Annotated in this window: 13 protein-coding genes; 12 read left to right on the top strand and 1 reads right to left on the bottom strand. The window is 49.8% G+C overall.

Annotated elements, in window-relative coordinates:
• Window positions 1-105 precede the first annotated feature (105 nt).
• The 12 genes from rpsA (at window position 106) to TU92_RS08915 (ending at window position 12,198) form a co-directional block, all read left to right on the top strand.
• Window positions 106-1,818, top strand: a complete 1,713-nt coding sequence (gene rpsA, locus TU92_RS08965; protein WP_056769263.1) for a 30S ribosomal protein S1 — start codon at window positions 106-108, stop codon at window positions 1,816-1,818.
• Between the two features lie 60 nt (window positions 1,819-1,878).
• Complete coding sequence (gene ihfB / locus TU92_RS08960) at window positions 1,879-2,163, top strand: integration host factor subunit beta (protein ID WP_013574835.1); 285 nt, start codon at window positions 1,879-1,881, stop codon at window positions 2,161-2,163.
• 276 nt (window positions 2,164-2,439) lie between these two features.
• Window positions 2,440-4,683, top strand: coding sequence for a DNA internalization-related competence protein ComEC/Rec2 (locus TU92_RS08955; RefSeq protein ID WP_112166655.1), 2,244 nt, complete (start codon window positions 2,440-2,442; stop codon window positions 4,681-4,683).
• 38 nt (window positions 4,684-4,721) lie between these two features.
• Window positions 4,722-6,470 (top strand): lipid A ABC transporter ATP-binding protein/permease MsbA, encoded by a 1,749-nt coding sequence (gene msbA, locus TU92_RS08950; protein ID WP_112166356.1) that lies wholly within the window; start codon window positions 4,722-4,724, stop codon window positions 6,468-6,470.
• The gene (gene lpxK / locus TU92_RS08945) at window positions 6,467-7,456 is read left to right on the top strand and encodes a tetraacyldisaccharide 4'-kinase (protein ID WP_112166354.1); all 990 of its coding nucleotides are present in this window, start codon (window positions 6,467-6,469) and stop codon (window positions 7,454-7,456) included. The genes msbA and lpxK overlap by 4 nt, the downstream gene beginning before the upstream one ends.
• Before the next feature lie 352 nt (window positions 7,457-7,808).
• The gene (gene cspE / locus TU92_RS08940; RefSeq protein ID WP_104921457.1) at window positions 7,809-8,018 is read left to right on the top strand and encodes a transcription antiterminator/RNA stability regulator CspE; all 210 of its coding nucleotides are present in this window, start codon (window positions 7,809-7,811) and stop codon (window positions 8,016-8,018) included.
• 261 nt (window positions 8,019-8,279) lie between these two features.
• Window positions 8,280-8,492, top strand: a complete 213-nt coding sequence (locus tag TU92_RS08935; RefSeq protein ID WP_112166352.1) for a cold-shock protein — start codon at window positions 8,280-8,282, stop codon at window positions 8,490-8,492.
• A gap of 96 nt (window positions 8,493-8,588) precedes the next feature.
• The gene (locus TU92_RS08930) at window positions 8,589-9,815 is read left to right on the top strand and encodes a winged helix-turn-helix domain-containing protein (protein WP_112166350.1); all 1,227 of its coding nucleotides are present in this window, start codon (window positions 8,589-8,591) and stop codon (window positions 9,813-9,815) included.
• A gap of 60 nt (window positions 9,816-9,875) precedes the next feature.
• Window positions 9,876-10,019, top strand: coding sequence for a hypothetical protein (locus tag TU92_RS22305; protein ID WP_167457468.1), 144 nt, complete (start codon window positions 9,876-9,878; stop codon window positions 10,017-10,019).
• A gap of 168 nt (window positions 10,020-10,187) precedes the next feature.
• The gene (locus tag TU92_RS08925) at window positions 10,188-10,370 is read left to right on the top strand and encodes a Trm112 family protein (RefSeq protein WP_056771818.1); all 183 of its coding nucleotides are present in this window, start codon (window positions 10,188-10,190) and stop codon (window positions 10,368-10,370) included.
• The gene (gene kdsB, locus TU92_RS08920) at window positions 10,367-11,116 is read left to right on the top strand and encodes a 3-deoxy-manno-octulosonate cytidylyltransferase (RefSeq protein WP_112166348.1); all 750 of its coding nucleotides are present in this window, start codon (window positions 10,367-10,369) and stop codon (window positions 11,114-11,116) included. The genes TU92_RS08925 and kdsB overlap by 4 nt, the downstream gene beginning before the upstream one ends.
• A gap of 188 nt (window positions 11,117-11,304) precedes the next feature.
• Window positions 11,305-12,198, top strand: coding sequence for a YcbJ family phosphotransferase (locus TU92_RS08915; protein WP_112166346.1), 894 nt, complete (start codon window positions 11,305-11,307; stop codon window positions 12,196-12,198).
• Window position 12,199: 1 nt separating this feature from the next.
• On the opposite strand, the gene elyC is transcribed toward TU92_RS08915, so the two are convergent.
• Complete coding sequence (gene elyC / locus TU92_RS08910; protein ID WP_112166344.1) at window positions 12,200-12,979, bottom strand: envelope biogenesis factor ElyC; 780 nt, start codon at window positions 12,977-12,979, stop codon at window positions 12,200-12,202.
• Between the last annotated feature and the right edge of the window lie 144 nt (window positions 12,980-13,123).

Genomic DNA, 13,123 nt, shown 5'->3' with positions numbered 1-13,123 from the left:
GTGCTGGAGTCCATTCAGTGCCAGTTTTGGCTATAGTTTTTTTTAACCTCGCCGCAAGGACCTGTAGCGGGGCATTTGAAACAACCCCATCCAGCAGGACGCCAGATGGACGTTAAACTTAAGAACCTAAAGATTAACAACATGACTGAATCTTTTGCTCAACTCTTTGAAGAATCCTTAAAAACAATCGAAACCCGTCCTGGTTCCATCGTTCGTGGTGTTGTTGTGTCAATCGACAAAGATATCGTACTGGTTGACGCCGGTCTGAAATCTGAGTCTGCAATCCCGGCAGAACAATTCAAAAACGCACAGGGCGAACTGGAAATCCAGGTTGGCGACGAAGTTGATGTTGCGCTGGACGCTGTCGAAGACGGCTTCGGTGAAACTCTGCTGTCCCGTGAAAAAGCTAAACGTCATGAAGCTTGGATCACGCTGGAAAAAGCTTACGAAGAATCTGCAACTGTTACCGGTGTTATCAACGGTAAAGTTAAAGGCGGTTTCACTGTTGAGCTGAACGGTATCCGTGCGTTCCTGCCAGGTTCACTGGTAGACGTTCGTCCTGTTCGCGACACGCTGCATCTCGAAGGCAAAGATCTTGAGTTCAAAGTCATCAAACTGGACCAGAAACGCAACAACGTTGTTGTTTCCCGTCGTGCAGTAATTGAGTCTGAGAACAGCGCAGAGCGCGATCAACTGCTGGAAAACCTGCAGGAAGGCATGGAAGTTAAAGGTATCGTTAAGAACCTCACTGACTACGGTGCATTCGTTGATCTGGGCGGCGTTGATGGCCTGTTGCACATCACTGACATGGCTTGGAAACGTGTTAAACACCCAAGCGAAATCGTCAACGTGGGCGACGAAATCACTGTTAAAGTTCTGAAATTTGACCGTGAACGTACTCGTGTATCCCTTGGCTTGAAACAGCTGGGCGAAGATCCATGGGTTGCTATCGCTAAGCGTTACCCAGAAGGTACTAAACTGACTGGTCGCGTTACTAACCTGACTGATTACGGCTGCTTCGTAGAAATCGAAGAAGGCGTTGAAGGTCTGGTTCACGTTTCTGAAATGGATTGGACTAACAAAAACATCCACCCATCTAAAGTTGTTAACGTGGGCGATGTTGTTGAAGTTATGGTTCTGGACATCGACGAAGAACGTCGTCGTATCTCCCTGGGCCTGAAACAATGCAAATCTAACCCATGGCAGCTGTTTGCAGAAACCCACAACAAGAACGACCGTGTTGAAGGTAAAATCAAGTCAATCACTGACTTCGGTATCTTCATCGGTCTGGACGGCGGCATCGACGGCCTGGTTCACCTGTCTGACATCTCCTGGAACGTTGCAGGCGAAGAAGCAGTACGTGAATACAAAAAAGGCGACGAAATCGCAGCTGTGGTCCTGCAGGTTGACGCAGAACGTGAACGTATCTCCCTGGGCGTGAAGCAACTGGCTGAAGATCCATTCAATAACTACCTGTCTGTTAACAAGAAAGGTACTATTGTTACTGGTAAAGTCACTGCAGTTGACGCCAAAGGTGCTACAGTTGAATTAGCTGGCGGCGTAGAAGGTTACCTGCGCGCTTCAGAAGCTTCTCGCGACCGTATTGAAGACGCAACTCTGGTTCTGAGCGTTGGTGATGAAGTTGAAGCTAAATTCACCGGTGTTGATCGTAAGAACCGCGTAGTAAGCCTGTCCGTCCGTGCTAAGGACGAAGCAGACGAGAAAGATGCAATCGCTGTGGTTAACAACAAACCAGCAGAAGAAAGCAACTTCTCTAACGCTATGGCTGAAGCGTTCAAAGCGGCAAAAGGCGAGTAATGACGGGGGGCGGTTCTGCCGCCCCAATACGGTAGTTTAGCTGCAAAGCTTGGAGGTAATATGACCAAGTCTGAACTTATTGAAAGACTTGCTGGCCAGCACTCTCATATCCCGGCGAAAGCCGTTGAGGATGCAGTGAAAGAGATGCTTGAACATATGGCTGCAACCTTGGCTGATGGTGAACGCATCGAGATCCGTGGGTTTGGCAGTTTTTCTCTTCACTACCGTGCTCCGCGTGTTGGGCGCAACCCTAAAACTGGTGACAAAGTTGAGCTGGACGGTAAGTATGTCCCTCACTTCAAGCCGGGCAAAGAGCTGCGTGATCGCGCGAACATTTATGGTTAAGGTTTCGGCCTGAATCGTGAATGACTGCCTATAGCGAATGCTAAAACGGTGCCTTTCAAGGCGCCGTTTTTTTTGGTTTAAATTCTCCAAATTTCTTCCTCAATCTCTCCCCCCTATTTGCGTAACGTCTCGCATTCCGTCGTTCTTCTGCTTGTCCCCTATCAATCTCAATACCATACTCCAGCCAGAATCTGACCAGGGTGGTCGTATGATGAACGTAGAGGGAACGCCATCAAAATCTCATTGGAAGAGGTCGCTGTCGCGGTCATTGCAGGTATGGCGCCGCTGGTATTTATTGCTCAATTGCCTTCAATGCAGTGGCTTGCGGCGATGTGCTTTTTCGCATGGATTCTGTGGGGCTCACGCCGAAAGATAATCAGACTGACGATGATCGCATTGCTGAGTTTCGTTTGGGCGAGCATGCAGGGCAGCAGCCTGATTGAGCAGACGCTTACGCTTATGGGTGCCAATCGTGAGGTTGTCGCCAGCGTGCAAACTATTAATCTGGGGCAGGGCGGTGTGACATCTCAGTTTTTCAAAATTGAAAAGGTAGGCGGGAAGCAGATTTTCCCGGCGATACTATTTCGTGCTAAATGGGAAGGAGCAGAAACAGCCCTATCAGCAGGACAAAAGTGGAAATTGATCGCCAGTTTTCGTCCTGTCCACAGCCTGTTAAATGAAGGAGGATTTGATGCCCAACGATGGGCGCTGGCGCAGCATGCACCGCTGACTGCGACAATCCGGCAAGGCGAAATGCTGGAGGGCGGGAGCTCGTTCCGCCAGCAATTCATCCATCGCGTACAAGCTGAAATGCCAGAACTGGCGAATACGCCAGTGCTAATCGCCTTAGCTTTTGGTGAAAAGGGATTAATTAATGGCGATGAGAAGATTTTGCTGCAAAGAACCGGCATCGCTCATCTCGTGGCGATTTCCGGCCTGCACATTGGTATTGCTGCCTTATTTGGCTGGTGGCTGGCGCGGGGAATGCAGTTTTTCCTCCCGATAAGGTTGATTGATTACCGCTTCACTCTACTGGTCAGCGAGATATTTCTGCTGACGTATACATGGCTTTCAGGTTGTAATGCCCCCGCATTACGCGCGGCATTGGCAGTCTCGCTATGGATTGTGCTGAGGTTTTTTCGTATAAGTTGCCATCCCTGGCAGGTCTGGTTGTGGGGCGTCGCGTTATTGTTACTGGCTGACCCGATGAATATTCTGTCGGACAGTTTCTGGCTGTCTTGTTTTGCCGTAGCATCGCTGGTTTTTTGGTTTCAATGGATGCCGTTATCTGCGCGTTTTCAGCATGCCTGGTATTGGTCTTTCTTGCGCTGGGGACATCTCCAAGCGGGTATGACGTTGCTTTTGCTACCGTTGCAGGTCGCAATTTTTCATGGCCTGAATCCATCGTCTTTTCTGGCAAACATGTGGGCGGTACCGATTGTTTCGATGGTGACTGTGCCGTTAGTCCTGATGGCGCTAATCATTAATTTATTCCCTTCTGGCTGGATGTCAGGGGCGCAAATCATCATCTGGAAAATGGCGGATCAAACCCTTAGCCTGGCTATGTGGGGCGTTGAACCTTTTTCCGGGAGCTGGTTTACCCTGGGGGAATCCTTCTTGCTCATCAGTTTCTCAGGCTGGCTGTTCGTTCTCTTTTGGCGACTAAGCGATATCAGGCATCGATTGTCGTTGCTGATTTCATTATGCGTAGTCTCTCTGTGTTGGCTCACTCGCATGGCACCTGAGCGCTGGCGGGTGGATATGCTGGATGTCGGACACGGGCTATCGGTGCTTATCAGCAAAAATGGCAGAGGAATTCTTTACGATACCGGCAATCGCTGGGAAGGGGGCTCGGCGGCAGAACAAAATATCGCGCCACTGCTGCGCTGGAGGAATATCCAGTTAGAGCAAATAATCATCAGCCACGATGATAAGGATCACCGTGGAGGGCTCGAAATTTTACAGGCGATGTATCCGAAGGCGAGCCTGCGTGACAGTTCTCCCTCTGTGGGGCATCTCTCTTGTATTGCCGGGGAGCACTGGCGATGGCAAGGGCTGAACTTCGACATTTTGTGGCCGTTGACGTCGACGACGGATGCACGTAACGATGACAGTTGTGTCATTCGCGTTGATGACGGCACATTCAGTCTGCTGTTGACGGGCGATATTGAGGCCGGTAGCGAAAAAGCGTTAATCAAAAAGGAGCGAAAGGGGTTACAGTCCACATGGCTTCAGGTGCCACATCACGGCAGCAATACATCCTCTTCACCCCCTTTCCTGCGGGCCGTAAAGCCGGTAGTGGCGATGGCATCGGCAGCGAGATTTAATAAATGGCATCTTCCTGCGCATAAAGTTGTTAGCAGATACAACAAAGCCCGCTATGACTGGCACTCGACCTCTGTATCAGGCCAGCTGAGTATCTTCATTTATGATGAATATTGGGCAATTAAGGGCTTACGTGAGCAATTAATCCCCCGTTGGTACCACCACCGGTTTGGAGTATCAGAAGATAATGAGTAGAATAGACCGCTATTTCTTTCGATGCTGGTTGATATTGCATGATGAACGATAAAGATCTCTCGACGTGGCAGACATTCCGTCGCCTATGGCCGATGATCACACCTTTTAAGGCCGGGCTGATTGCTGCGGCTATTGCACTGGTCGCCAACGCCGCCAGTGATACCTTCATGCTGTCTTTGCTGAAGCCGCTGCTTGATGATGGGTTTGGTAAAGCCGACCGCTCAATTTTACTTTGGATGCCGCTGGTCGTTATCGGCCTGATGATTGTGCGTGGGGTCAGCGGATATATTTCAAGTTACTGTATCTCGTGGGTTTCAGGGAAAGTGGTCATGCATATGCGCCGCCGTCTGTTCGGCCATATGATGAGAATGCCTGTCGCTTTCTTTGATCAACAGTCTACCGGTACCTTGCTCTCGCGTATTACTTACGACTCCGAGCAGGTTGCTTCGTCTTCCTCCAGCGCACTGGTGACTGTGGTGCGTGAAGGGGCGTCGATTATCGGCCTGTTCATCATGATGTTCTACTACAGCTGGCAGCTGTCAGTGATCCTGCTGGTGATTGCGCCGATCGTCTCTGTTGTTATCCGCGTGGTGTCAAAACGTTTCCGTAACATCAGTAAATCCATGCAGAACACCATGGGGCAAGTTACGACCAGCGCCGAGCAGATGCTGAAAGGCCACAAAGAAGTACTTATCTTCGGTGGTCAGAAAGTCGAAACTCAGCGCTTTGATAAAGTCAGTAACCGTATGCGTCAGCAAGGTATGCGTATGGTCTCTGCTTCTTCGATTTCAGATCCTATCATTCAGCTGATTGCTTCTCTGGCTCTGGCGTTCGTGCTCTATGCCGCAAGCTTCCCGTCCGTGATGGAAACGCTGAGTGCCGGTACAATCACCGTGGTGTTCTCATCGATGATCGCCCTGATGCGCCCGCTGAAATCCCTGACTAACGTGAATTCCCAGTTCCAGCGCGGTATGGCTGCCTGTCAGACACTTTTCTCTATTCTGGATATGGAGCAGGAGAAAGACGAAGGTAAACTTGAAGTCAAACGAGCTAAAGGTGACGTTGAATTCAAAAATGTGACCTTTACATACCCTGGACGTGACATTCCTGCACTGCGTGAGATTTCTTTCAGCCTGCCGGAAGGAAAAACCGTGGCACTGGTGGGGCGCTCTGGTTCAGGTAAATCGACCATCGCAAACCTGCTGACACGTTTCTACGATATCCAGGAAGGGCAGATCCTGATGGATGGCCATGATTTACGTGAATACACGTTGTCTTCACTGCGTGATCAGGTGGCGCTGGTCTCCCAGAATGTCCACCTGTTCAACGATACCATCGCCAATAACATCGCCTATGCCCGTACTGACATCTATTCCCGTGAAGAAATCGAAAAAGCGGCGACTATGGCGTATGCCATGGACTTCATCAGCAAGATGGATCAGGGGCTGGATACGGTGATCGGTGAGAATGGTGTGCTGCTTTCGGGCGGTCAACGTCAGCGTATTGCTATTGCCCGCGCCTTGCTGCGTGATTCGCCAATCCTCATCCTCGATGAGGCTACCTCGGCACTGGATACAGAGTCCGAGCGTGCAATTCAGGCCGCTCTTGATGAGTTACAGAAAAACCGTACCTCACTGGTGATTGCGCATCGCTTATCGACTATTGAAAAAGCTGATGAAATTCTGGTGATCGAAGACGGGCGCATTGTTGAACGTGGTTCTCATGCGGTTCTGCTGGAAGAGCGTGGCGTTTACTCACAGCTTTACCGGATGCAGTTTGGCCAATGATTGAGCGCATCTGGTCAGGTCAGTCACCGCTTTACTGGTTACTTCTGCCACTGTCATGGTTGTATGGACTGATAGCCACGATCCTCCGTTACAGCTATAAATCAGGGCTAAAAAAAAGCTGGCGGGCACCTGTGCCCGTTGTGGTGGTCGGTAATTTGACCGCCGGAGGTAACGGTAAAACGCCGGTGGTGATCTGGCTGGTGGAAACGCTGCAACTGCATGGATTTCGCGTTGGTGTTGTGTCACGCGGCTACGGTGGGAAATCACCTCACTATCCGCTGGTGCTGTCTGAAAGCACGACGACAGCGCAGGCGGGTGATGAACCCGTGTTGATTTATCAGCGGACGGGGGCACCGGTTGCGGTGTCACCGCTGCGTTCTGACGCGGTTAAAGCGTTACTTGCTGAACATGAATTGGATGTGATCATTACCGACGATGGTTTACAGCACTACGCACTTAAGCGGGATGTCGAAATTGTCGTCGTGGATGGTGTGAGACGTTTTGGCAATGGTCACTGGTTGCCGGCAGGCCCAATGCGGGAACGTGCATCCCGTCTGCGCTCCGTTGACGCCATCATTACTAACGGTGGCACTGCGGAAACAGGTGAGCTGGCGATGATTTTACAGCCTGGCAAAGCGGTCAATCTGGTGACGGGTGAACAGCGAGATGCATCAGCATTGCGAAATGTGGTGGCAATGGCCGGAATAGGGCATCCGCCACGTTTTTTTGCCACGTTGAAACAATTGGGGCTGACGTTGCAAAAAGAGGTCGCTTTTGCGGACCATAAAGCCTATCAGATTGAGCAACTTTCTGGATTGGCTCAATCGGGTCAAATACTTTTGATGACCGAAAAAGATGCCGTGAAATGTCGTGGTTTTGCGCAGGCTAACTGGTGGTATTTACCCGTTGAAGCAAAAATTCAGGGCAGACTTGCTGAGAAATTACTGCAAAGAATCACCGATCTTATTCTTAAAAAATCGCACTGATTTGCCTTAAACTCGTCAGGATCACCGTTCTTCGGTAAATTTTACATATTTTTTTTTAAATTTAAAGAGCATGATTTATAAAGACTATTTATCCATATCTTGAAAATCATAACATTTGTTTCAGCACTTCACTTGCTATTGTTTCAGGGGTGTGAGTTAATGCGTGCAGCCTGTGTTGCAGCGCTATTTATGTATGAGTGTAGAGTAAAGCAGTTCCTCCCAGACGTTATCTCTTTCCCGATGATTCCGCTTCCAAGACGAACCTTCTAAGTCCTCCCCATAAGTAATTGTCTGAACTATTGGCCAACATTGCCGAATGGCAGGATTTTATATTTCGTAAAAGGTTTTAAGCATGTCTAAGAAAATGGGTCAGGTTAAGTGGTTCAATGAAAGCAAAGGTTTTGGTTTTATTGAGCAGGCTGATGGCGGTAAAGATGTCTTCGTACATTTCTCTGCAATTGCCACCGATGGTTTCAAAACTCTGGCCGAAGGTCAGCGTGTAGAATATACCATTCAGGATAGCCCGCGCGGTCCTGCTGCTGCTAATGTTATTGCTCTCTGATAAGAGGCTAACATGATGATATGAAACAACCTTATCCGTTATTCATATCAGCAGAGTAAAGCCCGCCGGACGGCGGGTTTTTAATGTCTGCAAAAATACATACGGCGTGATGATAAGTCGTAAAAGTAGTAAAAATAATCGTTAAAACAAATTCGCTCATTAGAGGTTTTTTATAAAAAAATTAACTTAGAAATGGGCAAACGCATCCGAACAATAATAAAAAAGTGTGTTCATGGATGCCCAAAAGAAAGGATAGAAATTATGATGTTAAAAATGGGTTTAGTTAAATGGTACAACCAGGCTAAAGGCTATGGTTTTATTTGCCCGCTCGACGGTTCTTCTGAGATTTATGTTCAGCGTACTTCCATCGCGAATACCAAAAATAAATCCCTGAATGCTGGTCAGCGTGTCGAATTCACTACGTACCGCAGCGTAGCGCACGGCCCTTCAGCGGCTGATGTTATCGCGTTCTGATTCTGAATTTTGTTATTCCCCGTTGAGCTGAATTTTACGCTCCGGTAAAAATATGCTATCGGTATCCACAGTTTATTTGCTGCCATGGATACCGATATGTCTCACCCGGTTATATCTCTCGTTTCAGCCCGCACCCTGCATTTGTCTGCTCAAAACTTTTATAAACCCCGGATCAAAAAACCGTCTGCCGACGATGTTGTGCAGGCAATCCGCACTATGGGATTGTTGCAGATCGACACAATAAGCGTGGTTGCCCGCAGTCCGTATCTGGTGCTGTTCAGCAGGCTTGGCAATTATTCACCGCATTGGCTGGAAGACGCGCTGTCAGCGGGTAAGGTTTTTGAATACTGGGCGCATGAGGCCTGCTTTATCCCCAGCGAAGATTACGGTCTGCTGCGCCATCGCATGTTAAATCCGCAGAAAATGGGATGGAAGTTTTCGCAGGCATGGTTCGATGAACACCAGAACGATATTCAGGCGTTACTTGCCCATATTGCTGAGAAGGGTCCTGTTCGATCAGCCGATTTCAGCGCCGAGAAGAAACCGAACAGTGGCTGGTGGGACTGGAAACCGCATAAAAAGCATCTGGAAACCCTGTTCACGTCGGGCCAGCTGATGGTCGCTGAACGGCGTAATTTTCACCGGGTTTATGATCTGGCTGAACGTGTTATGCCCGGCTGGGATGATGCGACCCAGGCGCTGACGCAAGAAGCGGCAGAGTTTCAAATGCTCAGGCGGTCCGCGCAATGTCTCGGTTTATTCAAGGCGGAGTGGCTGGCGGATTATTACCGGCTTAAACGTGTTGATACCAAAAAAGTGATTGCGAATTTGCTGGCAGATGAGGAAATTACGCCCGTTGAAGTTGACGGACTGGAGGGCGTTTTTTATGTGCATCAGCAACAATGGCCTCTGTTACAGCAGGCGCTTGATTCAGGTATTACGTCTACAGTAACGACGCTTTTATCGCCCTTTGACCCTGTGGTATGGGACCGCAAGCGTGCATCGACGTTGTTCAATTTTGAATATCGGATCGAGTGTTACACGCCAGAAGCGAAACGCCAGTATGGCTATTTCAGCTTACCCATTCTGCAACGTGGCGAACTCATTGGCCGCGTAGATGCCAAAATGCATCGCAAGGAAAAAATCCTTGAGGTCAAAAGTTTGCATCTGGAGCCAGGTACAAGAATCACATCCCGACGGGTGCAGGATATCACCGGTGCTGTTAATCGGTTTGCGTTATGGCAGGGGGCTGAACAGGTGAGTGTCCTAAAAATTCCTGATGTGTTAGAGGGTTACTGGAATTCCGGCTGGCAGCTAAGCTAAAAAAAGTAAAACGGCTGCCTCAGGCAGCCGTTGATTCACGATGATAGCAGGTGCCACGCAATGTTAGTTGCTGAAGTTTGCGAACATAGCGATGATTTTGTTAATGGTTTTCATTTTAAAACTCGTATTGAAGGTTATTTATGTGATGTAGCTCACAAAAAATTCTACTCCGGCTCCGCCAGTAACGCAATCATCACAAAGTGAAAATTTTCTCGTTACATTTCGTTCTCTCTCTACCTCTTCCTGGGGATGTGGGTATTAACGCTGATCGGGCGGTTATGCTATTCTCTGGCACCGTCGTATTGTGTTTTCCAATGCATTTTCGCGCTGCGCCACATAGATTATGGGCGTACTCGCCTCCGGGAGAATTTTATGGATCACCGTTTGCTTGAAATCGTTGCCTGCCCTGTGTGCAACGGAAAGTTGTACTTCAATAAAGAGTCACAGGAACTGGTCTGCAAAGCGGACAGCCTTGCGTACCCCGTCCGGGATGGCATTCCTGTATTATTAGAAAATGAGGCCCGCCCACTTTCTGTTGATGAGACGCATCCATGAGTTTTATTGCCATTATTCCTGCCCGATATGGTTCGAGCCGTTTGCCGGGTAAACCTCTGGCAGATATCAACGGCAAACCGATGGTTGTCCATGTCATGGAGCGTGCGTTAGAGTCGGGCGCGAAGAGAGTCATTGTTGCGACCGATCACCCGGAAGTCGTGAAGGCTGTTGAAGATGCCGGGGGTGAAGTGTGTCTGACGCGTGCGGATCATCAGTCCGGGACTGAGCGTCTGGCAGAAGTAATCGAATTGTGTCAGTTCGCCGATGACGAAATTATCGTTAATGTGCAAGGCGATGAACCGTTAATCCCGCCAGTTATTATCCGTCAGGTGGCTGAAAATCTGGCCAACAGCGAAGCGGGAATGTCCACGCTGGCCGTGCCGATTGAAACCGCCGAAGAAGCGTTCAACCCGAATGCGGTGAAGGTTGTGCGCAATGTTCAGGGTTACGCGATGTATTTTTCCAGGGCGGCAATCCCCTGGGAACGTGAGCGCTTTGCGATATCAAAAGAAACTATTGGCGATGTATTCCTTCGCCATATTGGTATCTATGCCTATCGCGCCGGGTTTATCCGCCAGTACGTTAAGTGGGAGCCGAGCGAGTTAGAACACATTGAACTCCTCGAACAACTGCGTGTGCTGTGGTACGGTGAAAAAATCCACGTTGGCGTGGCGAAGGCCATTCCTTCGGTCGGGGTTGATACGCCGGAAGATTTAGAACGCGTGCGCGCAATCTTGAGTCGCTGATGATTCCCAAACGGGATGCCATCGCATTCCGTTTACTCTTTCCTGATTTACATGAAATTCATTTCCTTTTGCGTGATGTCTTTCTCTTTCTCTCCCGACTATCCGGTTTTTGTTTGATCTGAAACGGGGTATTCCTGCATTGAAGCTTCCATCATAACAACCACTCATTTCGTCACTGCGAAAACGTTATGGAACAGCTAAAAGCCGAATTAAGTATTGTGCTGGGCGAGCGTTTATCCCGCCTGGAATGCGTAAGTGAACAGCCTTATGCCCATCTTTTTTCACTTTACGATGAGCAGGGCTACGCCATGCCGCTGATGGCGAAAAGCTTTACCTGTCTGGGCATTGCCGGACAGGAGGCTTACAAGCTCTCGATGCTGGCGCGTGAAGGCGTGGTGCGCGTGCCGACCGTATACGGCATGGTGACCACACACCAGAAACCTTATCAAGAAATTCTGCTGCTCGAACGCCTCCGGGGCGTTTCGGCAGAAGCGCCTACGCGAACCCCCGAGCGCTGGCAGGTATTGCAGGATCAAATCGTGGAAGCGATGCTGGCCTGGCACCGCATCGACAGCCATGGTTGCGTGGGCTCGGTCGACAGTACGCAGGAGAATCGCTGGGAAAACTGGTATCCGCAACGTGTAGAAGTGTTATGGGCCACGTTGTCGAACTTACAGGCGCCCGAACTCACGCCTGAGGATCGCACGCTGCTGTTCCGCTCGCGCCAGTGTCTGGATGCCATGTTTGAGGATTTTGACGATACGCCGGTGCTGGTTCACGGTAATCTTTCGCTACGCAGCATGCTTAAAGATCCGCGCAGCGATCAACTATTGGCGATGATCAATCCAGGCACCGTGCTGTGGGCACCGCGTGAGTTTGATATGTTCCGTTTGTGGGAAAAGGGCATGAGTGAACAATTGCTGTTCAGCTATTTGAAGAAAGCGCCCGTTTCGGACACCTTCCTTTCCCGGCGCTGGCTGTATCTGGTCTGGGAATCGGTAGCACACCTGATCCATACCGGTAAGCTCGACCGACGCCAGTTTGATTATGCACGGCAACAGCTGCTGCCGTGGCTAAATTAAGTCAGTCTGCCGCAGCCTTGTCTCTGGATAACCATTGCCATGCGCGACCTAACGTTTCATACCATGCACGCTCGCTGTGGGAAAAATATAAGGCCTGCGGCAGGGTTCTTTCCCATGGATTAAGCGGAGAGTCGATCGCCAGCTGGTTCGCCGGCGCAGGTATCGGCGACAAACCCTGCTGATGGAAGAAAATCATAGCGCGCGGCAGGTGATTGGCCGAGGTAACCAGCACGAATGGCTGTTGCCCGATCAGCATTTTGACTTGCTGCGATTCCTCATGGGTATCCTTCGGCTTATCCAGCAATAAGATATCGCTTTCAGGCACGCCTAAACTTTCTGCCACTTTTCCGGCAACCGCCGCGCTGCTGACTGGATTGGTCATCGCGGCGCCGCCGGTAAAGATCAGTTTTGCCCCCGGATTGGCGCGGTAAATTCGGATCCCTTCTGCTACGCGTGGCAGGCTGTTGCTGATTAAATTCGAACTTGGTGCCCAGTCAGGATTGAAGGTATAGCCGCCGCCCAGCACCACGACATATTTCACCGGCGGATGCGCCTGAGGCTGATACGTCGGATATTCTGATTCTATCGGGCGCAGAAGACTGTCAGCGACAGGTTGCAGGCTCAGCAGCAGTAACAGCAGCCAACTCAGCGAAAAACATACTTTTCCTGTTTTCTGCCAGCGAGTCATCCACAGCAACACCAGCGCAAAGGCCATGATCAGCAAAATAAACGGCAAGGGAAGCAGCAGGCCGCCCACGGTCTTTTTAAGGATAAACAACATCAGAAACCGGTCCTTTTGAGTGAAAAAACGACATCCGGGCGTGATTCCGCTTCAGGATGATTTATTCTACGTCCGCCTGTGCCAAAATAGCAGCCACATAGCTGTACTATGAATTATTCAGCAGGTATGTTTCCAGCAAAATGC

It is taken from the genome of Rahnella inusitata (assembly GCF_003263515.1).
In the GTDB taxonomy this organism is placed as follows: domain Bacteria; phylum Pseudomonadota; class Gammaproteobacteria; order Enterobacterales; family Enterobacteriaceae; genus Rahnella; species Rahnella inusitata.
The sequence above is the reverse complement of the archived record's forward strand: the minus strand, read 5'-3'. Positions and strand labels throughout refer to the sequence as shown.

Bases quoted from the DNA above. Each gene is read 5' to 3' on its own strand.
- rpsA (WP_056769263.1), top strand. From the start codon at position 106: ATGGACGTTAAACTTAAGAACCTAAAGATTAACAACATGACTGAATCT.
- ihfB (WP_013574835.1), top strand. From the start codon at position 1,879: ATGACCAAGTCTGAACTTATTGAAAGACTTGCTGGCCAGCACTCTCAT.
- TU92_RS08955 (WP_112166655.1), top strand. From the start codon at position 2,440: ATGGCGCCGCTGGTATTTATTGCTCAATTGCCTTCAATGCAGTGGCTT.
- msbA (WP_112166356.1), top strand. From the start codon at position 4,722: ATGATGAACGATAAAGATCTCTCGACGTGGCAGACATTCCGTCGCCTA.
- lpxK (WP_112166354.1), top strand. From the start codon at position 6,467: ATGATTGAGCGCATCTGGTCAGGTCAGTCACCGCTTTACTGGTTACTT.
- cspE (WP_104921457.1), top strand. From the start codon at position 7,809: ATGTCTAAGAAAATGGGTCAGGTTAAGTGGTTCAATGAAAGCAAAGGT.
- TU92_RS08935 (WP_112166352.1), top strand. From the start codon at position 8,280: ATGATGTTAAAAATGGGTTTAGTTAAATGGTACAACCAGGCTAAAGGC.
- TU92_RS08930 (WP_112166350.1), top strand. From the start codon at position 8,589: ATGTCTCACCCGGTTATATCTCTCGTTTCAGCCCGCACCCTGCATTTG.
- TU92_RS22305 (WP_167457468.1), top strand. From the start codon at position 9,876: ATGTTAGTTGCTGAAGTTTGCGAACATAGCGATGATTTTGTTAATGGT.
- TU92_RS08925 (WP_056771818.1), top strand. From the start codon at position 10,188: ATGGATCACCGTTTGCTTGAAATCGTTGCCTGCCCTGTGTGCAACGGA.
- kdsB (WP_112166348.1), top strand. From the start codon at position 10,367: ATGAGTTTTATTGCCATTATTCCTGCCCGATATGGTTCGAGCCGTTTG.
- TU92_RS08915 (WP_112166346.1), top strand. From the start codon at position 11,305: ATGGAACAGCTAAAAGCCGAATTAAGTATTGTGCTGGGCGAGCGTTTA.
- elyC (WP_112166344.1), bottom strand. From the start codon at position 12,979: ATGTTGTTTATCCTTAAAAAGACCGTGGGCGGCCTGCTGCTTCCCTTG.